Source organism: Cupriavidus sp., from assembly GCF_057315035.1.
Map to the genome: position 1 here is coordinate 475,853 of NZ_DBHKYV010000002.1, position 23,302 is coordinate 499,154.

The 23,302-nt window shown below is 61.7% G+C and carries 20 protein-coding genes and 1 pseudogene; 14 read left to right on the forward strand and 7 right to left on the reverse strand.

The window, feature by feature from the left end:
* Nucleotides 1-16 precede the first annotated feature (16 nt).
* Genes mhpD through ACO550_RS05745 form a run of 3 tightly spaced genes read right to left on the reverse strand, consistent with a single transcriptional unit; the run spans nt 17 to nt 3,642 of the window.
* Nucleotides 17-802, reverse strand: a complete 786-nt coding sequence (gene mhpD, locus ACO550_RS05735; protein ID WP_315595271.1) for a 2-keto-4-pentenoate hydratase — start codon at nt 800-802, stop codon at nt 17-19.
* A gap of 13 nt (nt 803-815) precedes the next feature.
* The gene (locus ACO550_RS05740; RefSeq protein ID WP_315595272.1) at nt 816-1,775 is read right to left on the reverse strand and encodes a 3-carboxyethylcatechol 2,3-dioxygenase; all 960 of its coding nucleotides are present in this window, start codon (nt 1,773-1,775) and stop codon (nt 816-818) included.
* Nucleotides 1,776-1,779: 4 nt separating this feature from the next.
* Nucleotides 1,780-3,642, reverse strand: a complete 1,863-nt coding sequence (locus tag ACO550_RS05745) for a bifunctional 3-(3-hydroxy-phenyl)propionate/3-hydroxycinnamic acid hydroxylase (RefSeq protein ID WP_315595273.1) — start codon at nt 3,640-3,642, stop codon at nt 1,780-1,782.
* A 312-nt stretch (nt 3,643-3,954) separates the two neighbouring features.
* On the opposite strand from ACO550_RS05745, the gene ACO550_RS05750 reads away from it, so the two are divergent.
* A complete protein-coding gene (locus tag ACO550_RS05750) occupies nt 3,955-4,740 on the forward strand; it encodes a DNA-binding transcriptional regulator (RefSeq protein WP_315595274.1) in 786 nt (261 codons plus the stop codon).
* 464 nt (nt 4,741-5,204) lie between these two features.
* On the opposite strand, the gene ACO550_RS05755 is transcribed toward ACO550_RS05750, so the two are convergent.
* Nucleotides 5,205-5,468: a hypothetical protein gene (locus ACO550_RS05755; protein ID WP_315595275.1), complete on the reverse strand. Its 264-nt coding sequence runs from the start codon at nt 5,466-5,468 to the stop codon at nt 5,205-5,207.
* A 209-nt stretch (nt 5,469-5,677) separates the two neighbouring features.
* Here ACO550_RS05755 and ACO550_RS05760 point away from each other — a divergent pair, with 209 nt between their 5' ends.
* From ACO550_RS05760 to ACO550_RS05790, 7 genes and pseudogenes are all read left to right on the forward strand, one after another.
* Nucleotides 5,678-5,962, forward strand: a complete 285-nt coding sequence (locus tag ACO550_RS05760) for a hypothetical protein (protein ID WP_315595276.1) — start codon at nt 5,678-5,680, stop codon at nt 5,960-5,962.
* Nucleotides 5,963-7,653: 1,691 nt separating this feature from the next.
* Nucleotides 7,654-8,594: pseudogene (locus ACO550_RS05765) on the forward strand (ferritin-like domain-containing protein).
* Nucleotides 8,595-8,757: 163 nt separating this feature from the next.
* Complete coding sequence (locus tag ACO550_RS05770; RefSeq protein ID WP_485994353.1) at nt 8,758-10,086, forward strand: Nramp family divalent metal transporter; 1,329 nt, start codon at nt 8,758-8,760, stop codon at nt 10,084-10,086.
* Nucleotides 10,087-10,421: 335 nt separating this feature from the next.
* Nucleotides 10,422-10,856, forward strand: a complete 435-nt coding sequence (locus ACO550_RS05775) for an outer membrane lipoprotein (protein ID WP_315595278.1) — start codon at nt 10,422-10,424, stop codon at nt 10,854-10,856.
* Between the two features lie 87 nt (nt 10,857-10,943).
* Nucleotides 10,944-11,348 carry a hypothetical protein gene (locus tag ACO550_RS05780; RefSeq protein WP_315595279.1) on the forward strand — a complete coding sequence of 135 codons (405 nt, stop codon included), beginning with the start codon at nt 10,944-10,946 and terminating at the stop codon, nt 11,346-11,348.
* A gap of 389 nt (nt 11,349-11,737) precedes the next feature.
* Nucleotides 11,738-12,709, forward strand: coding sequence for a DUF932 domain-containing protein (locus ACO550_RS05785; protein ID WP_315595322.1), 972 nt, complete (start codon nt 11,738-11,740; stop codon nt 12,707-12,709).
* 290 nt (nt 12,710-12,999) lie between these two features.
* Nucleotides 13,000-13,374 (forward strand): hypothetical protein, encoded by a 375-nt coding sequence (locus tag ACO550_RS05790; protein WP_315595280.1) that lies wholly within the window; start codon nt 13,000-13,002, stop codon nt 13,372-13,374.
* Between the two features lie 100 nt (nt 13,375-13,474).
* Here the strand turns inward: ACO550_RS05790 and ACO550_RS05795 are convergent, their stop codons facing one another.
* From ACO550_RS05795 to ACO550_RS05805, 3 genes are read right to left on the reverse strand one after another with little or no spacing between them, the layout of a single operon-like run.
* Nucleotides 13,475-13,867 (reverse strand): polymer-forming cytoskeletal protein, encoded by a 393-nt coding sequence (locus ACO550_RS05795; protein ID WP_315595281.1) that lies wholly within the window; start codon nt 13,865-13,867, stop codon nt 13,475-13,477.
* Nucleotides 13,868-13,887: 20 nt separating this feature from the next.
* Nucleotides 13,888-14,505, reverse strand: coding sequence for a hypothetical protein (locus tag ACO550_RS05800; protein WP_315595282.1), 618 nt, complete (start codon nt 14,503-14,505; stop codon nt 13,888-13,890).
* Nucleotides 14,506-14,527: 22 nt separating this feature from the next.
* Complete coding sequence (locus ACO550_RS05805) at nt 14,528-15,142, reverse strand: hypothetical protein (RefSeq protein ID WP_315595283.1); 615 nt, start codon at nt 15,140-15,142, stop codon at nt 14,528-14,530.
* A gap of 653 nt (nt 15,143-15,795) precedes the next feature.
* Between ACO550_RS05805 and ACO550_RS05810 the strand changes: the two genes are divergently transcribed.
* The 6 genes from ACO550_RS05810 (at nt 15,796) to ACO550_RS05835 (ending at nt 22,513) form a co-directional block, all read left to right on the forward strand.
* On the forward strand, nt 15,796-16,107 hold the full coding sequence (locus tag ACO550_RS05810) for a DUF7696 family protein (RefSeq protein ID WP_485994358.1): 312 nt from the start codon (nt 15,796-15,798) through the stop codon (nt 16,105-16,107).
* Complete coding sequence (locus tag ACO550_RS05815) at nt 16,056-17,378, forward strand: recombination directionality factor (protein WP_485994360.1); 1,323 nt, start codon at nt 16,056-16,058, stop codon at nt 17,376-17,378. Before ACO550_RS05810 ends, ACO550_RS05815 begins: the two co-directional genes overlap by 52 nt.
* 95 nt (nt 17,379-17,473) lie before the next feature.
* Nucleotides 17,474-18,925 (forward strand): metallophosphatase family protein, encoded by a 1,452-nt coding sequence (locus ACO550_RS05820; protein ID WP_315595324.1) that lies wholly within the window; start codon nt 17,474-17,476, stop codon nt 18,923-18,925.
* Nucleotides 18,926-19,100: 175 nt separating this feature from the next.
* Nucleotides 19,101-19,616, forward strand: coding sequence for a hypothetical protein (locus ACO550_RS05825; protein ID WP_315595285.1), 516 nt, complete (start codon nt 19,101-19,103; stop codon nt 19,614-19,616).
* Nucleotides 19,604-21,928, forward strand: coding sequence for an AAA family ATPase (locus tag ACO550_RS05830; protein WP_315595286.1), 2,325 nt, complete (start codon nt 19,604-19,606; stop codon nt 21,926-21,928). Before ACO550_RS05825 ends, ACO550_RS05830 begins: the two co-directional genes overlap by 13 nt.
* A 300-nt stretch (nt 21,929-22,228) precedes the next feature.
* A complete protein-coding gene (locus ACO550_RS05835) occupies nt 22,229-22,513 on the forward strand; it encodes a hypothetical protein (RefSeq protein WP_315595287.1) in 285 nt (94 codons plus the stop codon).
* Nucleotides 22,514-23,302 lie beyond the last annotated feature (789 nt).

The window sequence follows — 23,302 nt, forward strand, 5'->3', positions numbered from 1 at the left end:
GTTTCCTTCGCTTCGATTAGTCGCTGAACGTCGCGCTGACGCTGCCTAGTCCTTCGATCTCGGCGGTGAATGTGCCCGGTGCGGTGACCGCCACCATCGGGCCCAATGCACCGGTGAGCACCACGTCGCCTGCGCGCAGTGGCGTGCCCAGGCGAGCCATGCGGTCGGCCAGCCATACGGCGGCGTTCAATGGGTTGCCCAGGCAGGCGGTGCCGCTACCGCGCGACAGCACCTCGCCGTCCTGCGACAGCGTCATCGCGCAGGCGGTCAGGTCGACCTGTGCCAGCGGCACCGGGCGGCTGCCGAGCACGAAGAGCGCGCTCGAGGCGTTGTCGGCCACGGTGTCGACGAAACGGATGTCCCAGTTGGCAATGCGGCTATCAACCACCTCGATGGCGGCCAGCGCATAGGCCGTGGCGTTCAGGATGTCGACGAAGGTGTGCTTGTCGTGGGTCAGGTCGTGCGCGAGTACCAGCGCGATTTCGGCTTCTACCTTCGGCTGGATCAGGCGCGACAACCGCATCGGCTGGCTGTCGCCATAGGCCATGTCGGCGAAAAGCGCGCCGAAGTCGGGCTGGTCGACGCCCAGTTGCTTTTGCACGGCCAGCGAGGTCAGTCCGATCTTGCGGCCGACGATGCGCTCGCCGTTCGCTACACGGGCGTCGACGTTGGCCTGCTGGACGGCATAGGCGCAAGCCATGTCGTCGAGGGCGATCTCGCCACGCACCGGAGCGATGGTCTGGCGCGATGCCGCGGCGTCGCGCAGACGCGCGGCGATGGTGGTGATGTGCTTGTCAGTCATGAGGATTTCCTGTTCAGGCTGCCTGGGCCAGCGCGGCGGCCGGTGCGGCGTGCATGGTGGCGAAGCCCGCGATCCATTCGGGAATGGCGCGGTAATAGTCAAGCGAGGCGCGGTATGGGCCGTATGCGGACAGTGCGCCGAACGCCGCCACCCAGGTGCGGATCTCGTGGGCGGACTTGCCACCGTCGCGGGTGATCGCGTCGTTGCTCATGCGGTCGACGTTAGCCAGATCGCCCGAAGAGAGGCAGGCAAGGAAGCTGCGGTCCCAGTCGGGGTTGAGCGGATGCAGGTGACTGTCGCCAGCCGTGAAAGCCTTTGCCGCGGCCACGGTACGGGCCTGCCGGGCGGCACGCGATTCGGCCGACGGGTTGCGGCCGGCAATCAGGCGCTCGGCCACTTCCGCGTTTGCGCCGGCCAGTTCGGGTACCGGTGGCTCGTGCGAGATACCGCCGGAGCCAACCACCAGCACGCGCTGGTTGGTCTGGGCGAGAAAGCGGCCGACGGCGTGGCCAAGCAGCCGCGCGCGGCGCAACGTGGCCATTGGCGGCGCCACCGAGTTGATGAAGATGGGGATGACAGGGTAGTGGTCGAGTCCGCCGGTGAGCGCTTCGAGCGCATCCGCAAAGCCATGGTCGACCTGCATCCGGTATGACAGGGCAACGTCGATCTCCGACGCCAGTACGCTCTCCGCCATCGCCAGCGCGAGGTCGGCCGGCACGGGCAGCGTGCCGGCCATGCTGTGGAAGTCGCCAATCGCTTGCGCGGCGGCGCCGATGCAGAACGACGGCATCAGGTCATAGAAGAAGCCGTTGTAGTGATCGGGCGCGAAAATCACGATCACTTCCGGATCGAACGTACGCACCCGTGCGCGGGCAGCGGCCTGCACGCGCTCCACTTCGGCCATCACCTCGGGGGCAGGGTCGAAGTAACCGTGCAACGGCGTGTGGGACAGGCATTCCAGATGAATCGGCATGGTGTCAGGCTCCAGCGGCTTGCGTGTTTTCGATGGGGCTCCGGGCGGGCCGGCGCGGCGTGGTCGACATGGCTGGAGCGGCTGGAATGGCCGGATGCGTGCAATCGGTCATGCCGAGCTTGTCGGCCAACTCGACGACGGCCGTCGACACCTGCTGCGGCGCGCAGACGCCGGCCACGAAGCGGTCCGGACGCAGCAGCACCACGGATTCCGGCAGGCGGCCGAACCATTCCTTCAGACGCCCCGTCGCATCGCCAATCGCCATCACGCCTTCGGGCACGTCCTCGACATGGCGAAGCTGCACGTCCGGCTTGGCGAGGATGAAGCGCACGCCAGCGCGCTCGCATAGGGCGCGGGCCTGAGTGGTCAGGCCAAAGGTTGGATCGCTACCCCAGCCGATCACTGCGAAGGCGTTGCCAATCGCGTCGTCCAGCAGCACGAGGCGGCCGTCGGCGGTGCGCACGCGCGGCTGGATGAACAGACGGCCGACGGGCGAGGCGGCTAGCGGATCGCGCCCGTAGGCCAGGCGGCCGAGCAGGGATTCACGCTTCTGGCTCATCAGGCCGAGCAGACGTCCCGGCGCGGAGTTGCCGGAGCGTTCGAGCACTCGGGCGAGCCAGCCGCCGGTCTTGCGCGGGGGCGGTAGTAACACCACACCTTCCTCGTAGCGCGGCATCGGCTTGAACCGCATCTCGACAAAGTAGCGCTTGACCGATGGCAGTAGGTTGAAGCTGCGCACGAAGGCGTCGCGGAAGCGGGCGCCAAAGCGGGTGGTGGGCGCGAAGATGTCACCGGCCACTTCTGACAGGTGGATCATCGAACGGGCGTGGGTGCGGCGCTCGACAGTGTAGGTGTCTAGCAGGCGGGCGTCGGCCTGGCCCTTGGCAACCATGGCAAGCTTCCAGCCGAGGTTGTTGGCGTCGCGGATGCCGCTGTTGTAGCCCTGGCCTTGCCAAACCGGCATGATGTGCGCGGCGTCGCCAGCCAGCAGGATGCGATCCACACGGAATGTCTCGGCCAGCCTCGCATTGTGCGTGTAGACGCGTTTGCGGATGTACTCGACCTGGTCCGGGTCCGCCACGACCTTGCGGATCAGTGCGGCCATATTGGCCGGCTTCGACAGCTCTTCCTCGGTCTCGCCCGGCATCACCATGAATTCGAAACGACGGATGCCATGCGGCAGGGCGGCGGACACGTAGGGACGCTCGTGGTCGCAGTGCATGTAGATGTGCGGCGAGCCGACGGGATCATTGGGCACGTCGACCACAATCCACTGGTTTGGTTTGGTGCGACCCACGAACGGCACGTTCAGCGTGCGGCGCACGAAGCTGTTGCCGCCGTCGGCGCCAACCATGTATGCGGCGCGAATCTCGCGGGGCTGGCCGTCGGCCGTGCTGACTGTGATGCTCACCCCTGTGGTGTCCTGCGCGAACGATTCGACGCCATGGCCCAACAGTACTTGTACGTGCGAGAAGCGATTCAGACCGTCGTACAGCACGCGGTCGGCCAGTGGCTGCAGGAACGCGTTTCGGCGTGGCCAGCCGAACTCGTCGGTGCGCGGCTCGATCGAGGCAAAGCAGTGACCGTCCCGGGTGACGAAGCGCATCCAGTGGTCGGGCGTGGTGTGGGGCAGCAGGGTGTCGGCCAACCCGACGGCCTGGAACACGCGCAGCGCTTCGTCGTCGAGACCGATGGCGCGCGGGTAGTCGATGATCTGATCCAGCTTCTCGATGACCGTGACGCGAACGCCTTGTAGGCCGAGGATGTTGGCAATCATCAGCCCGACTGGACCCGCGCCGATGATGGCAACGTCGGTGTCGATGCGGGTTGGGCGGTCTATCGCCGCCGTGTTGGCTGTGGTGTGCATGGGTCTCCTTCTCAGGCGCATGGGCGAGTGCGCCCCCGCGCCTTGCGCGTACTGGCTTTCAATGACTGGCTTCGGGGAGCGGTGCCGGCCTGGCTGTCTGTCCGTTGACGATCAGGACGAATGCCAGCGCTCGCTCAGGTATCGCTCGATATCAGTCAGGCACGACTGAGGCGAACTGCAGGGCTGAAGGGCATTGGGTTGTCTCCGTGTCTGTGTGATTTTGATGAGAGTCTATGCATCGATTGACTCGCCTTCAAAAAAAGCTGCAGAATGTGCAAGGAGTGCACATCTTTGATTTTTAAGGATTTTGTCGTGACGAAATACGCCAATGTGCGCGGTCTGGCGCGCGGCCTGCAGGTGCTGAGGGCGCTCAACGCGATGGAGAACGGCCGCGCCACGAGCCAGCAACTCAGCGATGCGACGGGATTGCACCGGACCACGGTTCGGCGCTTGCTTGAAACGCTGGTGGAAGAAGGCTTCGTGCGACGCAGCGCGTCGGACGACACCTTTCGCCTGACGTTGGATGTGCGCTCGCTCAGCGAGGGATTCACCGACGACGAACGCATCGCTACGATTGCGCCACCGATCATGGGCCGCTTGATGCAACGCGTGGTCTGGCCGTCCGACCTGACCACGCCCGACGGCGACGCAATGATCATCCGCGAGACCACACACCGCTTCAGTCCGCTGTCATTCCACCGGAACATGGTTGGCCGTCGCTTGCCGATGCTGCTGACGGCGGCCGGGCGTGCGTACTTTGCCGCGTGTCCGGAAGCGGAGCGCGAAGACATTCTGGAACTATTGCGTTCGGGCGTGGGTGGCGAGCAGCAGGCGAAGCTAGCCAGCGACAACACCTATATCCGCAACCTGGTGCGCCAGACCCTCGCCGACGGCTTCGGCTCGAATCACGGCGATTGGTCCGATCAACGCAAGATTGGCGCGGTGGCCGTGGCAATCGCGGTGCACGGCCGGGTGTTGGGAAGCCTGAACGTGATCTACCTGCAGCAGGCGATCACGCGCGCCGAGGCAACGCGACGCTTCGTGCCCGAACTACAGGAGGCGGCGCACGAAATGGTCAAGGCCCTAGCCGCGCAGTAGTTGGCGGTCCCAGCGAAAAGCTGAGTTGCTGGAAGTCCTGGGGGTACGCCGGTTGCATACGGCTAGGCAACGGCTGTCTCTGAGCGAGCGCCGGGAGGCGCCAGCCGAAGAAATGAGGATCCGATCGCGGCGACGCAATAGCATTTGCGGGTAGCTGCCCCACTCACCCCAACCATAGGCTCGCCACGAGGGCGTGGGCGTTAAGATCCGAATTGCGCCTTGTGGGGCTCGGGTGTTCTCGCAGAACAGCCTTTGCCGAAAGGCCGAATACTGACGAACGCGGCAGATCATGGACCCGCCCTCTGGGGGCACCCTCGAGGGAGTAGTTCGACTTCACAACGGCCGGCCTTGGCGTCCGGCACTTTTGGCTGCGGGCGAGATCGCGCAGTGGCCTGCGTCCGCGGACAGGCGGTCCTCGGCAGACGGGTACCGTATGGCGGGCATCGGTGCGACCGGCCCGCGGTTCAGGCCTGGAGCGGCCCGCGCAACAGGTCAATGGCAAGCTGACCTCGTTGTACCCCGGCGCGTTCTGCTGCATCTCGCGAATGGTAGGGACTAACATGGTGCAGCAATCCCGCTATACGCGTGCCGCCTGACCGGGGGTGGATACTGACTTCATAGCCCCAGGGGCCGGCCGATTCGGCCCCGACAGTTGCCTCGAGATAAACGTGTACATGCATCATCAGGCCGCGATAGATCTGCATCGTGGTATCGGTTGCATCGTTCAATTTCCACTCCGATGATTCGGCCGAGACGGCGGCTGGCCGGCGGCGCCGGAGTTGGCGAGGCATCTCCAGCCTGCGCGCGAAACGTAGGGAAGGATGTCAGCCGTTGTCCTACGCCATCCCTCTTTCGCGACGGATCTGCACGCTCAAATAAAGGCCGGCGTGACCGACGAACTAGCGTAGAGTGGGTAATCTACCCAAGGGAGCGTGGTATGGACAATTACCCGGCAGCAAACAGCAAGGGCTTCGACCTTTACCCGCTGGTCTACAAATACAATCCGCCGCGCGAATGGCATGAACGACGTCCGGACCGCAGCTACAGCGCCTCGGTGGTGATTTGCCGCGAGGGCGTGGCGCCGTCGGCGCAGAGCGGGCGTGTGTTCCAGGTTCCGAATGCGCAGTGGGAAGATCTGGGGGCGGCCAAGCGCGCCGCCGTCCAACATGGGGAAGACATCATCGATGGACTTATCACGGGCGAGTCAATCACCGGCATCTGAGTAAATCTGCGGTCAATACAACCTGTGTTTACGCTCGCCGGATCACACAGCGCAGTTTGGGCGACACGATGCGTGCGACATCATTTAGAGATATTCGCGTGTGGCATGTGCCTGCGACCGCGAGGAATTTGCTCTCTCTGCCATTGAACTCGCACAGATTCGAGCAAATCTCGCCCCCGACTGGAGCTCTGCAGGTTGGGAATTTCGGAGGGAAAACGGGCTAGCGTACCTGCACTGCACGCCCAATGAAGAGTACCGGTCCAGTGGGACGCCCGATTGGCGATCCGGCGGAGTCGCTTGTACGCCGAGTGGGATCAGCTTGAGGTTGCGGGTGTTCGATGCCTGGATCAGCCAGCCCAGGGTCTTGTCCTGTGGGGTGGCCAGCACCACGACATAGCGTGGCGGCTGCGGTGGCGCAAACGCGCGCGGTCCCAGCAGCGCTGCAAGCCGTGGCGCCAAACGCAGTCCCTCGCCGCAATGCGAGCGAATGCCACCATAACTGAGAGCGTGCCGATCACATAGCCGGAGGCGATCTCGTCCAGCGCGCCCCGACCTTCGCTGTGCAGATCATGCGGTCCGCCGGACTCGCGGCTCATTGCATGCACTCCTTCAAGGCTTGAAGGCCACGCCGGACCCACGCGCAGAACGTCTTCCGCCGTAGCCCGGTCCCGGACGATGCGCACGGCAACACCTAGCAGGTAGGGCCGGCGTGTTCGTCCAAGCGGCGCAATGCCGCCGAATCGCGGGTGGCAGAGCCCGCGAGCGCGGATTCGTAGTCAAAATGGTCGGTGACGGGAGGCAGGGCGGCAATCAATAGACCCGGCCTGGCAATGCCATCTGCCTCTCGCCGGGCGTTGAACATCCGGCATACGGGGCACGGGACCCACAGGTAGCGGCGATGTATCCACTGGGCCACCTTGACTACGTTGCCGCAGCCCCGGGCCGGTGGCAGCACCATACCGTCACAACGGTCGTCGGTTCAATATGAGCAACTGCGGCCAGCCAGGACGAACCCAGCCACATCTTCACCGAACTTGGATAGCCGGCGCAACGGCGCGGCGAACGCCCCAATAAGTAGCGTGGGCGAAAGATGCCCGTACTCGCGACCGACGACCGGTACGCCGGCAGCGCGCAATTTTTGCGCAAGCTGTGCCGAATTGCGCGCTAGATCGACCAGCCGGTCGCCGATGTCGGCGCCGATGAATGCCGGCGGCGACAGGCTGATGACATGGTCGACCGGTTGCGTGCCAGCGGGATAGGTGGGTGATGGAACACCGGACGCGCTTCGGGCTTTGTAATCGGCAGAAAGTCATACGGACCAGCCGCGGCGCCCATCACTGGTGGCTGGGAAGTGCCGGCCGCAATGGTCCCTTCCCTGGGTCATCCGCAGATGACAGCCTGACTGGCGAGCTTTAGGCAAGACATGGCGCTGCAGCAGATCTCTTTCCAGTTTATTTGCGCAACTATGCATCCGAAGTTCGCGTTGGCGCGTAGATGCAGGATGAAGGTGCATGGCCGACTATCGACTGCGGCCGGCGCACCTTCATGCCGCGATCCGTCTCGATGCATTGAGATGGCCGCACCTGCCCCGCGCCCGCACCGGACTCATCGTATTGTTTGGATGGTATCAGAGGAGCAGTATCATGCCCGACTCGAAACACGACCTACCCAATTCTGCCGCACTCATCGATATGTTCAATCGCCGCGTGACCCGGCGATTGCAGCGCAGGCAGTTTTTCCGCAATGCCGGCGGCCTTGGCCTTGGGCTGATCGGCGGGACAATCATCAGTGCCTGTGGCGGCGGTAGTGGCGACAATGCGACCGCTAGCCCTTCTGCACCCACCGATGCGGAGATCCTCAACTTCGCGCTCAACCTCGAATATCTGGAGGCCCAGTTCTATACCTACGCGACCACCGGAAGCGGGCTGCCTGCAGGCATGCTGTCGGGCGTGGGCACGCAGGGCGCAGTGATAGCGGGCCAGCAGGTTCCATTCCAGGATCCCGTAGTGAGGGCGTATGCGAACGAGATCGCCAATGACGAGCGCGAGCATGTGGCCTTCCTGCGCACTGCGCTCGGGTCCGCTGCCGTGGCGCAGCCTGCCATCGACATCAGCGGCGCCAATCCTAACGGCGCTTTCTCCGTTGCCGCACGCGCGGCGGGACTGGTGGGGCCCGGCGTGGCATTCAACCCGTATGAGAGCGACAACAATTTCTGCTCGGCGCCTTCATCTTCGAAGACGTTGGCGTGACGGCGTACAAGGGTGCCTCGCCACTGCTCACCAACAAGACCTTCCTGGAGGCTGCCGCAGGCATCCTGGCGGCCGAAGCCTATCACGCAGGCCTGGTTCGCACATCGCTCTATGCCAGGGGCATCAACATGGCGAGTCTTATCTCAGCCGCCAATGCCATCTCCGATGCGCGCGATGCACTTGACAACACGGTGGACGACGATCAGGGCATCACCGGCAGTACGCCGGGCACCTCCAACATCGTGCCGCTCGACGGAAATGGTCTGGCATTCAGCCGCGGCTATGCCGACGTCCTCAACATCGTCTATCTCACCAGCACTTCGGCCGTGAAGGGCGGATTCTTCCCGAATGGCGTGAACGGCACGCTCAACATGAGTTCCTGACTGGCGCCACCGCACTGCTGAGCGGAGAAGCCTAGGGCATCGGCAGTGAAGGAGTTAGATTGAAATCCAGGGGCAACCGACGGGCGAGCGCGGCATCGATGTCGCGCTGGACGCCGATCCGGGTGCGCGAGGCCGGCATCCGGCCGGTCCCGCAAGGGCGAACATGGAAACGCAATGGAGCGCCAACGTGACAGAACTAGTGAATCAGGCTGACTTGCGGCGAACGCTTACCGAACGTGCCTGCGCCGATGTTCATGACGTACTCTCGGGCAGGCGCTGCGGGCTGCGTGCGTTGTCGGCGCTTGCGGGGCCAGCCGTGGTGGCCTCGATCGCCTACATGGACCCTGGCAATTTCGCAACGAGCATCCAGGCTGGTGCCGGGTACGGCTACTCGCTACTGTGGGTGGTGGTGTTCGCCAACGGCATCGCCATGCTGTTCCAGATGCTATCCGCAAAGCTCGGCCTGGTCACCGGGCGCAATCTAGCCGAGCTATGCCGCGACACGCTGCCCCGGCCTCTGGTGATCGCGATGTGGGCACTCAGCGAGGTGGCCGCCATGGCAACCGACCTGGCCGAGTTCGTTGGCGCAGCGATCGGGATTTCGCTGCTGTTCCATCTTTCCATGATGGCAAGCATGGTCGTGACGGCGGCGGTTACGTACGCACTGCTCCAGTTCATGCGTGCGGGCTTCCGGCCCCTGGAGTTGGTTATCGCGGGCCTCGTCGGCGTGATCGGTGTTTCCTATGTGGCGGAGCTACTGATCGCACCCGTAGCATGGCCGGACGTCCTGCATCACGCATTGCTGCCGCAGGTACTGGACCACGGTGCGCTGCTCATCGCGGTCGGGATCGTCGGTGCCACGGTGATGCCGCACGCGTTGTTCTTGCATTCTGGCCTGACCCAGAATCGCGTGCCGCCGCGCAGCGAGCGCGAGCGCGCGAGGCTCATTGTGTTTTCCAACATCGAGGTTGTCGTGGCACTGGGCGTGGCCGGGCTCATCAACATGGCCATGGTGATCATGGCCTCGGGTGCATTCCATGTCGATCACCCCGGCATGGCGCAGATTGACACCGCCTACGAGACCCTCTCACCGCTGCTCGGCGGCGCCGCGGCGGCATTTTTTCTCGCCGCGCTGATCGCCTCCGGCATTTCCAGTTCGGTGGTCGGCACGGTGGCTGGGCAGATGATTATGCAAGGCTTTGTGCGATTCCGACTTCCCGTATGGCTAAGGCGTCTGGCGACGATGGTGCCGGCGTTCATCGTAATTGGCAGCGGCAGCAATCCTACCGATGCGCTGGTGCTTAGCCAGGTGGTGCTGAGCATCGCTCTGCCAGTGCCGATGGGCATGCTGATCTGGTTCACCTCAAGGCGCGCGCTGATGGGTCGGTATTGCAACGGCAAGCTCACCAGCGTCGTCGCATTCGCAGCTGCGATGGTGGTGTTGTCGTTGAACGTTGTGCTGCTGGTGCAGACCTCGGTCAGCGGGTTTTGAGTGCGGTCTTGGAGAATTCTCCCAAGTGGTATCGCTAACTAGGTAGGACAGGTTGAATTGACTTCCTCTCCGGGCTAAACGCCGGACAGGAAGTCAAGGTCGCTACGAGAACCATCCGACTGGATGCATTTTTGCTAGCGGTTGCCGCCGGGCAAAGCCGCTGTTAATATTTCCGCACCTACCGCGTCTCAGACGCATCGATCCCTTCCGGTTGTTTAGCCGGACAGCTTTTTATTCTCCCACCTACGGGCCTTCCTGCCCGTGGGCATGTTGGCCCTATTTTCGTTGAGGCCATCATATTCAAGCGTTTTTTCTCGCTTTTCCTTTGCTCGGTCATGTTCACCGGCTGCGCTGTCCAGCAGACGTCTCCGAATGCTTATCGCAGCTCGGAAGCGCTGCGCACCGGCTCCGTTGAAGTCGTCACTGTCATCCGTGTCCGCCAGGTCACGATCGTCGACAGTGATGGCTACACGTCAGCCAACAGCGGCATCCCCGGTATTGTTGGGGCAGTCGTTGGTGGTCTGCTCGGTGCCCGTGTCATTGGCGGTGGCAATGGTCGTTACATTGCCGGTGCGCTGTCCGGCACGGTGTCCGGAATTGCTACGCAAGCTGTGGCCAGCTATCTGAACCGCCGCAACGGCCTCGAAGTCATTGTCCGCAAGGAAAACGGCAACCAAATCGCCATCACGCAGGATGCTGACCAGCAGTTCGTCACGGGGCAGCAACTGTACCTTGTGGGCTCTGGTGGCGGCTACCGTCTGACGCGTTAAACGGGTTCCAGCCGGAGCCCCAAATCTCTTCATTTACCCTGCGCGGGCCCCCGCGCGGGGCCTTCTGCGCGATTCCTGGAGCAAAATATGTCCATCGCTGTGGAAGCCGTTCCGCTCAGCATTGCGCCCATCGATACACAAGGCAAGACGATTGCCGATGTCGTCTCGGAGGTTTATGGCCAGCTGCGTGCTGCAGACCTCGAGCCTGAGTGGCTCGACGCGGCAAACTTTGGCGAAGACGAGAATGAAGCCCTGTATGGGCCCAACCCTTTACATCCTTGGCCGGAGCTTGGTGGCCGCGACAGGTATGCTGTATCGATGCATCGCGGCCAGTCGGAGGGCTGGATTGTGTGCGTTGACCGCATCGGGCGCACCGGCGAGGCACCTCGCATGGTAACCACGGTCCAGAAGCTGATCACGGCCAAGACGCTTTCGCAAAGTCATGGCTGGCAACTGGTCCACGCCATCATGAAGATGCTCGACGTAGCCTGATCTCAAATGACAAGCCCGAGAGGGCCTGCCAAAGCCCATAGGCTTCGGGAAGTCGCTTTCCCCCGCGTCATAGACGCATCGACCCATGTCCGGCATCGCCCGGACTACCAACCCAGCCGGGACACTCGTCCCTTGGGGAAGGGATGTCCCGTCCTTATCGAAGACGTCCATGAAACCTCTCACAGGGATTGTCCCCTGGTGGGACGGCTCAGTGGGCTTCGCCCCATTTACGTTTTTGAGTTGTAGTCATCGGCGCAAGCTGTCGCCGTAGGCGACAGCTTGCGCCATTCCTGCCCGGCGTCCGCATGGACGTTCCCTTTCTTTCATTTCAGTTCAACGCGAGTATTCGCCGCTGGCGGCGCTCGCTCATCTCTTTCTGGAGCTATACCATGTCCCATCTCGTAGAAACCATGGCTTATGTCGGCGCGACCCCCTGGCACAGCCTGGGTAATCGCCTAGAGGCCCACCAGCCGCTTGAAGTCTGGGCGGACGCCGCCGGCATGAACTGGCGGATCGAGGAAACCGATGTGATGTATCGCATCGGCTCCCACGATCTGGATCCGATTCAATCTTTTCCCGAGCAGAAGGTGCTGTATCGCTCGGATAGCAAGAAGCCTCTGTCGACCGTATCGAAGAAGTACCAGGTCGTGCAACCTGCCGAAATCCTAGAGTTTTATCGGGATCTCACCCAGGCGGGCGGCTATCAGCTCGAAACGGCTGGTGTGCTCAAGGAAGGCCGCAAGCTCTGGGCCCTTGCGCGAACGGGACAGTCGGCGTTGCTCGCCGGTGGCGACGAAGTCCGCGGCTACCTGCTGCTGGCCACTGCCTGTGACGGCACGCTGGCCACGACGGCGCAGTTCACTTCGGTACGCGTGGTGTGCAACAACACTTTGCAGATCGCCGTGGGCCGTAACCGCGGCGCCGTGAAGGTGCCGCATCGCAGCCAGTTCGACCCACGCGCCGTCAAGGAAGAGCTTGGCATTGCCATTTCTTCCTGGGATGGCTTCATGGCCAACATGCAGCAGCTTGCATCACGCAAGGTGAGTCAGGCGGAAACTGAACGGTTCTTTCAACGCCTGTTCACCTATTCCTTGGCAGACAAGCCTGGGGTACAGACCTTGGACCGCATGAACGAACGTGGTTTCAAGGCTGTGATGCACCTGTTCGAGGGTAATGGTCGCGGCGCGATGCTTGAATCGGCCTCTGGCACGGCCTGGGGCCTCTTGAATAGCGTGACGGAGTATGTCGACCACCAGCAGCGCGCCCGTAATGAAGGCAACCGCCTCCATTCCGCGTGGTTTGGCGCCGGTGCCGTGCTTAAGCAGAAGGCATGGGACGCGGCACTCGAGCTTGCAGAGTAACGTCAGCAACAGTGCATTTCCTCTAGACCATCTCAAGCGACCACGCAATGTGCCGTTGAAAGGTACAGAAGTGGTCGTTTTAGGCATTGCCCCGGCTCAGTCCGGGGTTTTTTTTTGGTCGTCCCATGCGCATCCCTTGTGTAGAAGTTGCATTGCAGTTGCCGGTTGTTGGTCTGCTCACGTTAGTGCTGGTCATTTTTGTTCGATCACTCTTCTTGTGCCTGGAGTGGTTACCGTTGCTCTGGGAGGGGCGTTGCGCGGTCAGGGGCGTTCGCTTGGACAGCGACCCCTTGGACGTTGATATCGGCAAGTTGCCCCCGAGAGGGCTGGCTCGGCGTCTGGATGAGTGGAGCGGGGAAGCGCGTTCCGGAAGGACCCAGCTGGGGTTTGACGACTGGTTCGCCGGCGTTGCGTTGCCTGGCAGGGTTGCAGATGCTGGCATCAATCTGCGTCAGAACAAGCTGGCGTTTGTGCTCCAGCATGGCCGACGATACGTCATCACTGACGAGCATCGCGGCATACGCGCGTTTGAATGCCGTATTGATGGGCAACTACCAATCGTTGCATTCATAGATGCCGTGGGCAACAGAGGCCCCTGGTTGACGCTCCAGCGGCTGTTCACGATCGAGGAAATCGTGAGTCTGCGGCCGTGGAACAGCGGATGAAAAAATCCCGACGAGAAAAATCGCCGGGATTTTTTGTTTCTGTGGGTCCGGAAACAATGGTGATTTATGTGAGCTTACCGAGGAAATAGGTTGAGCATGCTTACGTGTTTGTGGGTTTCGGCATTGCCGCGACTTCAGGGTTTGAGGCGCCGGGCGCGTCATAGCCAATGCCCGCGATGCGGGAAATCGTACCTTCGAGCACTGCGTTGGCCCCGAGCCGAATCGTGCCGGCATACGCGATGCGTCCCTTTACCTTGCCGTTTATCTGAAGCGAAACGCGGGCTGCAACGTCGCCTTCCACCGTGCCATCGATGAGAACATGGTCGCCCTCTACGGTTCCGCGGATAAGGCCTTCTGGCCCAACGTGCACGAGCCCACGCGACGACCGGAGGTCGCCACCCACCAGCCCGAAGCAGCTAATGCCGTGATCCAACGCGACATCTCCGTGGATGCTCAGACCTGCCTGAATAAGACTGAAGTTTGTAGTCGTCATTGTCATCTTCCGTCCGTCGCTCAAAACAGTTTGACGTCAGCTCCGATCGGAGCCCGCGAGGTAGCCTTCGCCGAAGATTGCGGCAAAGTCGGCGCCGTCACTGGGGTGGCTGTTGGCTTTTGCGATGTCGCTGGTGCCTTGACCGGCGTTTTGTTCGCTGGCGCCGCGTGAACCGGAGGCGCAACGGCCGCCGGCGCTGGCGTAGATTCGGAAACGAGCGCAGATCCGCCTTGAGGAGCGGCTAGGATGGGCGACTGGCCTTCATTGGTGGTCTGGTCGCCTTGAACCGAAGAAGCTCTCGGAGGCCATTCATGACCCTGGACGTCCAGTGTGCCGGCAGGCGCGATAGCCGATACCGTGGTGGTACTTCCCTGAACAGAATTGGTCGCCACTGCATCGTGCTTACTGCCGGACGCGGTCCACATGCCAATCGGAAACGCGATTGCCGCAACGATAAGTACGCCGATGGCCCGGCGCTGCCCAGCCGTCAGTCTTCGCCACATCGGCTTCGGATCTTCAGCAGGCACTGAGCCTGCACGTTCGAGGAGTGGCGTCGCGTGAGTATCGCTCGGTATGTCGATCGTGAGGGGCGGCTCGTTATAGCGGGTGTGCAGGCGTGCAATCTCTTGGATATCCATCGTAGGTTTCGGGGAAGAATGATCAGTGATCGGCGTCGAGCGGCTTGCCGTCGCGGGTAAAGCGGTCGTTGTCGGGGATGCACAAGCGGTGGATCGCCCGGATATGTCGCGCAGCCTTGATTAGCGCATCGTCCTTTTCCGCGTCGTCAATACTGTGAGCCATGTACGCGCCCAGCACGTTCGTAAAGAGTTGGTCATGCTGATTCAATAGGCGAATGAGCCGGCCGCCAAGGGAGTGGGTGACGACGACCTCGCGCTTGTCATACCGGACACTCATGCTCCGCTTAGTGAGTTTTCGAGACCAGGCCAGCCTTTCGTCCATCCACGCGTTTGCATTCCGGAAGCGGGTATCCAGCGCAAGGATCTTTCCGCTGGCGGCGACGCTCATCTTGGATGTGCAGAACAGGTAGTCACTGCGCAGGAAGTCGCGTACGAAATCGGAGCAGTAGGCGATCACTGTTCCGCTGTCGGTGTCCGGAATGATTCGCGATGCGCGATCCTCGCTCAGCAGGCGCTCGATCGGCTTGGGTCCGTCGCGTGGGGCTTGAAATTGTGACGGGAAACTGCTGCTGTTAGATGCAGACGACAGCGCGTCGGTATCTCTTCCGCGGTGCTGGGGGTCGGATGATTCGGCCATTTTCCATGTTGATGTGGATCTCTCTCGTAGGGCATTGTCCGTCACAACAACACGGCATCAGCGCCAGAAAGCCCCCCAATTTCGTGAGCTTTCTGACTTTCTGCACCGTTTATCTATGCCACAATGCTTTCCATACCCCGCGTCACAGACGCATCGATCCCGACTCCTCGCGAGTCCATCCCTTTGTACAAGTCGTGCCGTTGCGCATGCGCCGACCAGTTGGCTACTGGTGTGGATCTTTTCTTGTGATAAGTGTTTTCGCCGAGCGCTTCCCTTATCAGCCTGTAATACGCGTTCTCCGCTGTGCTTCCTCTGGAGCGTACGCGAGGACACCGTTCGAGCCTGGGACCATGTGGCGTCTCTCTCTCCAGGCCCCTCCTAGGCAGAACGGCCGACGTCGAGCTGATCCGTGAACCTGCGGTCGAACCTGTGGGTTCGCGAAATGGGTTGTTGTGCAGCGTGACCATGCTGCACGAGGGCGACTTTACGTCCTCAGCATAGAGCAGCGCGCAATCGTGCGCCGTTCCCTGAGTGCCACGCCCCCGGAAGGGGCGTGGCATTGCAGGTTCCTATCTATCAAAGCTCGCTGCCGGCGCAAACCGGGGCGGGCTTTTATTGTTTCTGATGAGAGACCTCGATTCCAGGAGCAACTCATGCACCATCAGAACGCCGAGATTTCCGCCGCAATCGCGGCAACGTTGAACCTGCGCCGTGCCGAGTACGCAGAAATGCCGCAGGCCTGGCGTAACCTTTGTGAGGCGACTTACGTCGCCGGGCTACCGGAAGCCGCGAAAGCGAACTTCCTCAATTTAGTAACGACCCAGCGCGGGGCCGACACAGCCCTGCGCCTTCGGGAGCATGCTGCGTCCATCCGGGCCAACGTCGTTCGTTTCCTTGATAGGAGAAAGAGCGAATGCATGCACCCATCACATACAGCGAGCCCGGCGGACGCCGAAGCCTGCTAGAAGAGCGGCCCATGCGGCCGCCCATCATTGGCAAGATCCGGCCTGGCATCAAAGTCCTGACAAAGGCTGCGCGGGACAGAGAGCAGGCCGTAAAGATCCACGATGCGCTTCTTGCCCGCGGCGAAGGCTTCGAGCGCATTGGTGCCGAGATTACCCGGGCGACGGGCATCAAGACACCGTTGGTTCCGAAGAACGTCCCTTGGTTCACCTGCCGCCGTTCCGACTTCGCTAACCCGGCGGTGGCCGACAGTATCGTCCAGCGCTACGGAGAGGATCGTGGCGATGGCAATGGGCACCGCCTCTGGCAATTCCCCGTTGTCTTCGCGTTTGACGATTGGCTGAGCAACATGCCCAACCAACTCGTGTCATGGACGCAAAGTGGTCGCGAGTTTTTCTCCGAGTACGGTCACGACGGCAAGCGCTATTGCAAGATGTATGCGCCGGCAGTTCGTGATGAGCGGGCCAACCGTGCGAAACGCATCTGGGGCGGGCGCAGAATCATCCTGCGCCAGGACGAAGCGATCCCGGACGGTATCTGCGACCCTCAAGAGTGTCCGCAGTACCAGACTGGTCATTGCAGCCTCTCGGCTAGCTTCTTTTTTGCGGTGCCGCATATCTCCGGACTCGGCCTCATCGAAATGCCAACCACTTCCATTTACGTTTTGCAAAAGGCGCATGCCGCCATGCAAACCGTAGCGATGGCGCGTGGCGGCAGGCTCGTCGGAATCCAGTTCTATATGTCCAAGCAGGAGATCGAGATCAGCCGTATCGACGATACCGGCAGGCCGGTGCGCCAGATGCAATGGCTCATCACTCTGGACGCCGAAATCGATATCGCGGCATTGCTCGATGGCTCGGACCGTCGCCCGCCCGCATTGGAGATGGCAGAGCAGGCCGATTCTTTGCTCGAAGGCGAAGGGGATGATCCTTTACCAGGGCAAGGCCCCGGCGACTACACCATCGATGCCCTGCATGCTGAAGCATCGGAGATTGGTGTGGGTCAGGCCGCTGGTTCGGCGCCCGTATCCAGCACGGAGGTGGGTAACAAGGACCTGGAGAGCGAATACCTCGATCTTGTGCAGCGTCTTGGGCTCAACAGCGAGGATGGCACCCGCCAACTGAAGGCCTTCGCAACGGCGACCTTCGGGCGTGGTTGGTCTAAGCGGGATCAGGGTGTGCGACGGTTCTTGGATGAACTTCGCACCGCCCTGGCTAACCCGATGGCTTTCCGAGAGCAGGTGGCGGCCCTCGCTGCCGACGTCGCTACGTAACATCGCCAGCCTCGTTCCGGCAGTTGAGGGAAGCCCCCGGGCTTCCCATTTTTCTTTCTTGCCGCATGCCGGCACATTCCCTTGGAGGTCCCATGATGCTCAACGATGGCGCAAGCCTACTTGTGGCGCATTTCTCTGATTTGCACTATTCACCCGGCCATTTTGCTGAAGCGGATCATTGTTTTGGTTTTGCGGTGGAGGACGCGATCGCAAGTCGCTGCCATGTTGCTGTGGTGTCGGGCGACTCGACGGACCACCGGCTCGATGCCCACACGCCGGCGCTCTCCGCGCTGGCACGGCGGATCCATCAGTTGTCGGCCCACATGCCGGTGTTGATGTTGCAAGGCACGTTCAGCCACGAGCCGCCCGGTACGCTGGATCTGTTTCGACTGATCGGAGCAAGTCGACCTGTGTACGTTGCGGATCGTATCCATCAGGTCGCGCTCATTGGCGAGGCATTCTTTCCTAGCGACGGCGCGATCTTCAGTCAGGCGGAAATGGACGGGTTGCTGACGCAGCACGGCCTGCCGGATGTCGTGTTCACTTGCGTGCCAACGGTCAACAAGGCAGTGTTGGCCGCTGCGGCCGGCGTGGCGAATGCGGCGACGGCGGTCGGTGATCATCTGGCGGACTATCTGGCGGCTGCGGGCGCTGTAAATCGTCAATGGCGGTCACAAGGCGTCCGTACGATCGGTGTGTCGCACGGTACCGTCAACGGATGCCAAACGGAGCACGGCGTGCCGATGGCAGGACTCGACCATGAGTTCACCCTTGGTGCACTGTTCGCTGCCGACTGCGACGCGTTCATGCTCGGCCACATTCACCGCGCCCAGCAATGGGAGCGCGAGGGCAGGGTGGTCGCCTATCCTGGTTCGATCGGACGGTTCCACTACGGCGAGATTGGTGCAAAAGGCTATCTGCAGTGGCAGGTTTCACCGGGGCAGGCGGCAGCTTCCCAAGTGAAAACGCCAGCGAGCGAGACGGTTTGCATCGACTTCGATGGCCCTCCTGACATGGCAAAGCTTGCCGGGATAGCCGCCGACGCTGCCCACAAGTTCGTGCGAGTGCGCTGGACGGTCAACGAGGAGCATCGTCAACTCGTGGATCGTGAGGCCATCCAGGCGCTCTTTGGTGCCAGTGCGGAGGTCAAGCTGGAAGCGCGTGTCCTGCCGGCTGTTCGCAGCCGCGCCGAAGGCATCAGCCGGGCGGCAACCTTGTCCGAGAAGCTGGGGCGATGGTGCGAGTTGACGGGCGTTGACGCGAATCCGTTGCTGGACAGTCTGTCGATGCTCGAAAACCTCGATGCACAGGCGATTGCCGATCAAGTGCTCGATGGCCTTTCTGATATGCCCGTGGCTATTACGCAGGAGGTGCACCCTGTGGTAGCAGTTGCGCCCGCTTTCGTTGCGAAGCTGGTGGACATGGAACTGGATCAAACTGTCGCCGTACCCGAAGCGCTTTCTGCCGCGTCGGTAACGGAGCCGGTAGCACCCATCGCGACCGCAGCCACGCCAATGAACTGGCTGACCGACGATCTTTTTGCGTAGCGATACGACAATCCCTCGAACTTGCCGAGCCATGTTCCGACAGCCTTCGAGGTTGTCGAAATCTGGTTTTACCCGCGTCTCAGACGCATCGACCCGCAGTATCCATTTCTTTTCTATCTACCCAGACGGATGCTTCCCGTCCGGGGCGCACTCCGTCGTATCCTTGGAGTGCCAAATGATTCTCTACCACGCCGGTCCTGACTGGCTCTTTGTTGAAGAGACCTTTATCAACCGCTCGGACATGGCCAAGCGCCTTTCCGAGCAGCATGACTTTACGCAGTGCATGATGTATGAACCGTTCGGCCACGGCCGCGGCGCTGTGATCGCCAAGCGCGACCACATGCTGGTGATGGCCTTGGGTGAGGCGGGTGGCAACACCTTCTTTGCCCTGGCGCCGTCCAAGGAATTGCAGGACTTGATCTGGTCGTTCTCCAACGGCCTGGCGTCCCAGTGGAGCGAAGTGGACCTGCGAGCCCTCACGGGCCAGCAGGATTGGGACGCTGTGATGAAGCTTGCGAGCCAGCAGTTTGCCGCTGCGCGCCGCTCAGTTGAACGGGCGATCGCGGGCAAGCCTGAGCAGGATGCACCTTCGCTGCCCGACGTTCCGCAATGGGAGGAGACTGCAATGGAAGTGCCGTCGGATTATCTCCATTCCTTCACTGGCTCGGAGGTGCCCGAATGCGCCCACTGAAGCTGACGCTTTCCGGATTCCACGGGATCCGCGACGGCATGCATCGGGATAGCATCACCGTCGACCTGTCGGCGCTGCCCGGCGGCCTGATCGCCCTTGTCGGCCCCAACGGGGCAGGGAAGACAACGATCATGGACAACCTACATCCGTTTCCGATCATGCCGAGCCGCGCGAGCAAGATGTCGGCCGACGCGTTCTCGTACTGGGACCATCTCTGCGCCCCACGCGCTGAGAAAGACCTGGAATGGGAGCACGGCGGCAGGACGTTCCGTTCCGCGTTCGCGTTCCGTAACCCTGGCAAGAGCCGCAAGGCCGAGTACTACCTTTTTGAGAAACACGCCGACGGTGACTGGAAGCCGATTCAACTGGCTGACGGCACGCTGTCAGACGGCAAGGCGGAAACCTACAACCGGTGCCTGGAAACCGTCTTGGGCTCTCCCGAAGCGTTCTTCACCAGTGTGTTTTCTGCCCAAAACCGGCGTCCACTCGCCAGCTATCAGCCGGGCGAGGTCAAGAAGCTGCTCGCCGAGCTGCTCGGGATCGATCACTTGCGAGATATGTCTGCAAAAGCAGGCGAGGTCGCCAAGCTGCTCACCCGCTCGCTGGACACCTTGCAGCGCGACGTGCTGACCTTCAACGGGAAGCGCGAGCGCGCGGCCGTGGTGACCCGAGAGATCGGGCAGATGGGCGAGAGCCTGGATGCCGAGCGCAGTGCACGTGACGACGAAACAGCGAAGGGTGCGAAGCTACTGCAGGAGCGCGCGACGCTTTCTGCGAAGCAGACCGCTAACGCCGGTACCGAAGCGCGGTTGCGGGAACTGAACCAGCGCAAGGTCGAATTGGACCAGCGTGCAGCATCGCTGACCAACGATGAGCAGGCCACCGCCGGACGTGCTGCGGCGCGTCGGCGCGAGTTGGATCGGCAAGCGGCCAGTCATCATGCGGTATTGGCGGAGGCCTCGGCTATTGAGGCGGCAGCCGGCGAAAGGGATGCCGCGCAACTGGCCATTGGCCAGAGGCAGGCAAAACTTGCCCGTCAGCGCGAAGTCGTTGAGAAGCTCGATGCCCTGCAGGTCCTGCACGCGGCGCTTAGTTCAGAGCTCACGGGCCTCGAGCAGCAAGGTGTTGCCGGCGCGAAGCTTGTTGAGTCGTTGAAACTGCAAGCTGACGTCATCGAGACCGTTCCCTGCCGCGTTGATCCGATGCACTCCATCTGTCCGTTGCTGGCGCAAGCCCGCAAAGCCAAGGCAAACCTTGGGGAGCAGGTTGTATTGGTCAAGGCACTACGTGAAAGCTATCGCAAGAAGCTTGATCAGGTGCAGTCGATGCAAGGTGCAGTTGCGGAGCGTGCCACGGCGCGCGCTGCAGCTGCTGCACTGCAGGCACAGCTTGATCGCGATCAGCAACTGCTGCAGCGACTCACGGCGTTGGCCGCCAAGAAGCCCTTACTGGACGCCACGCGCGAAGGACTGGCGCAGGCCGAACGCGATTTGACGGCATTGAGCGAGGAGGACGCGTCACGCACTGCGCGCCACAAGCGCGATATCGCGGATGTGCAATCCCAGCTCGAAGCGGTACGCCGGGAACTGGCGACGCTGGCCACTGAGGATGTGACGGGCATGCTGGCCCAGATGGACTGCCAGATTGCCGCCAGCCGGGAGGCTGTTGCTGCAATCGCCGGTCGGATCGAAGCAATCATTCGGCAGGAGAGCATGTTGGTGGCCGAGCGTGAGCGTCTGGATGTTGAGCTTGCCGGTATGCCGGTGATCGAGGCCAAAGCGCAGACGCTGTCCGACCAGATTGCGCAATGGAAGCTGCTTGCGAAAGGCCTGGGCAACGATGGCGTGATCGCGTTGTCCATCGATGACGCGGGCCCGGCCATCACGCTGATCGTCAATGACTTGCTTCTGGCCTGCTATGGACCGCGATTCACCATCGCGATCCAGACGCAGACAGTGCTGGCCAGCGGCGAACTGCGCGAAGGATTTTCCATTAATGTGATCGACGCCGATAACGACACCACGAAGGAATTTGGCGTGATGTCAGGCGGGCAGAAAGTCTGGATCAATGAGTGCCTGACGCGCGGAATCGCCCTTTATCGGGCGCAGGACGCGCAGCAGCCTTTCCAGACCCTATTCACCGATGAATCGGATGGCCCATTGGATCCGGATCGTAAGCGCGCGTTCATGAAGATGAAGCGCGAGGTGTTGCGGGTCGGTGGCTATCAGCGGGAGTTTTACATATCGCAGACTCCCGACCTGGTCGACGACGCAGATGGCGTCATCGATGTGGTTGCGCTGGCGCTGCAGTAAGCCCGGCGCCATTCACTAACCTTATGCCCGCTTCTCGCAAGAGAGCGGGCATTTCTTTGTCTCCAATGTCTACGGAATATCTTGAAGATGTCTTTGCCCAACTCCGGGCCGATGGCATTGAGAGCTACTGCCAGCAGATCTGCGGCAGTGGCTACTGCGGCACGGGTCCCGTTTATCAGTACGGCAACGATGCGGCAACCGAGTTGCCGGTCGGCTTTTATCCCCCTTTGGAGGGGCAGCCCTTGGGCACCCTCCATCCGTTAAAAACGCAGGCATAGCCCTGTTCTTAGGCTCTGAATTATGTCCAAAGTATTCGTCACGGCCGAAGAGGCCGAAAAGCTGCTACCGCGTCGTCGCAAGATTCACACTTTCATCCGGATCTTTGGTTGGATGGGTGCTGATTTGGACCGGGAAGAGCTGCTGGAGGCCTTCCAAGCGGCCAAGAACGTGGAGGTTTCGCAGGACGCGGCCTGCTTTGATCATTACCTTGCGGTAAAGATCGACGGTATGGTGACCTACATTGAGACCAATCTCAAAGCGCTGGCCAAGTTCGGCCTATTGCCGCCCAACCGCAAGGTGGCTTGAGCTCCCGGCGGGCCACTCGTCCGTCGTCTGCAGCCGAATGCCCGCTGCTCCCCTTAGGGGCGGCGGGCATTTCTCTTTCCAACCCAATGGGACCAGCGCCCGCTGGGGCGTTCGTCCATTCAGGACTTGACGCTGCACGTCGACAGCGCAGTGCTGCTGCGTCTTCTGGCGCCGCGTCCTTATCCTTGGTTCACCGATCCCAGGGGTCGAGGGTGTCAGCCTAGTTCGCAAGTATTGCAGTCGATATCGCCGCATGCAGGAAGTAGCGGGCGGGCCTGATGTTGGTCTACATTGGAAATGGATGGGATGCTGGCGAGGAGCGTACGAAGGACGTCTCTAGAGATGAAATCCAATTCGCCCGCTCCATAGCGAAGGCAATCAGGGGGACATTGCGACTGCCAGAACTCGTCGCTCTCGCACCAGCGCTGGAGTGAGTCTTTATGCCGTTTCCAAAGATCCATGGCTGCCGCTGACTTAGAGTCGACGGATGGAAGGGCGGTGGAAGTATCGTGAGGCATTTCGTTTCCGAGTACAGTGGGTCGTCTGGGTTGGGTTTCTGCCGTCATTCGAGGCGCGGCACTTCTACCCTACGTGAGACCAAGCGAAGTCAAGTCTCCGGCCTTGGGGCGCGCATGTTTAAGGCGCTGAGCCCCGTCTGTAGTTGGCGCAGGTTCGAGCCCGCGAGCTTGATGTGGCTCTCCTGACCTACGTGCGATCTCACCAGTCGGACTTCTGTCACTCCAGCGCGCGGTAGCAATGTAGCTTAGTGGCCCGGAAAGCGCCCGACCG

Coding starts and splice junctions, on each gene's coding strand:
- mhpD (WP_315595271.1), bottom strand. CDS start 802: ATGACTGACAAGCACATCACCACCATCGCCGCGCGTCTGCGCGACGCC.
- ACO550_RS05740 (WP_315595272.1), bottom strand. CDS start 1,775: ATGCCGATTCATCTGGAATGCCTGTCCCACACGCCGTTGCACGGTTAC.
- ACO550_RS05745 (WP_315595273.1), bottom strand. CDS start 3,642: ATGCACACCACAGCCAACACGGCGGCGATAGACCGCCCAACCCGCATC.
- ACO550_RS05760 (WP_315595276.1), top strand. CDS start 5,678: ATGGACAATTACCCGGCAGCAAACAGCAAGGGCTTCGACCTTTACCCG.
- ACO550_RS05770 (WP_485994353.1), top strand. CDS start 8,758: ATGGAAACGCAATGGAGCGCCAACGTGACAGAACTAGTGAATCAGGCT.
- ACO550_RS05775 (WP_315595278.1), top strand. CDS start 10,422: ATGTTCACCGGCTGCGCTGTCCAGCAGACGTCTCCGAATGCTTATCGC.
- ACO550_RS05780 (WP_315595279.1), top strand. CDS start 10,944: ATGTCCATCGCTGTGGAAGCCGTTCCGCTCAGCATTGCGCCCATCGAT.
- ACO550_RS05785 (WP_315595322.1), top strand. CDS start 11,738: ATGTCCCATCTCGTAGAAACCATGGCTTATGTCGGCGCGACCCCCTGG.
- ACO550_RS05795 (WP_315595281.1), bottom strand. CDS start 13,867: ATGACGACTACAAACTTCAGTCTTATTCAGGCAGGTCTGAGCATCCAC.
- ACO550_RS05800 (WP_315595282.1), bottom strand. CDS start 14,505: ATGGATATCCAAGAGATTGCACGCCTGCACACCCGCTATAACGAGCCG.
- ACO550_RS05805 (WP_315595283.1), bottom strand. CDS start 15,142: ATGGCCGAATCATCCGACCCCCAGCACCGCGGAAGAGATACCGACGCG.
- ACO550_RS05810 (WP_485994358.1), top strand. CDS start 15,796: ATGCACCATCAGAACGCCGAGATTTCCGCCGCAATCGCGGCAACGTTG.
- ACO550_RS05815 (WP_485994360.1), top strand. CDS start 16,056: ATGCATGCACCCATCACATACAGCGAGCCCGGCGGACGCCGAAGCCTG.
- ACO550_RS05820 (WP_315595324.1), top strand. CDS start 17,474: ATGCTCAACGATGGCGCAAGCCTACTTGTGGCGCATTTCTCTGATTTG.
- ACO550_RS05825 (WP_315595285.1), top strand. CDS start 19,101: ATGATTCTCTACCACGCCGGTCCTGACTGGCTCTTTGTTGAAGAGACC.
- ACO550_RS05830 (WP_315595286.1), top strand. CDS start 19,604: ATGCGCCCACTGAAGCTGACGCTTTCCGGATTCCACGGGATCCGCGAC.
- ACO550_RS05835 (WP_315595287.1), top strand. CDS start 22,229: ATGTCCAAAGTATTCGTCACGGCCGAAGAGGCCGAAAAGCTGCTACCG.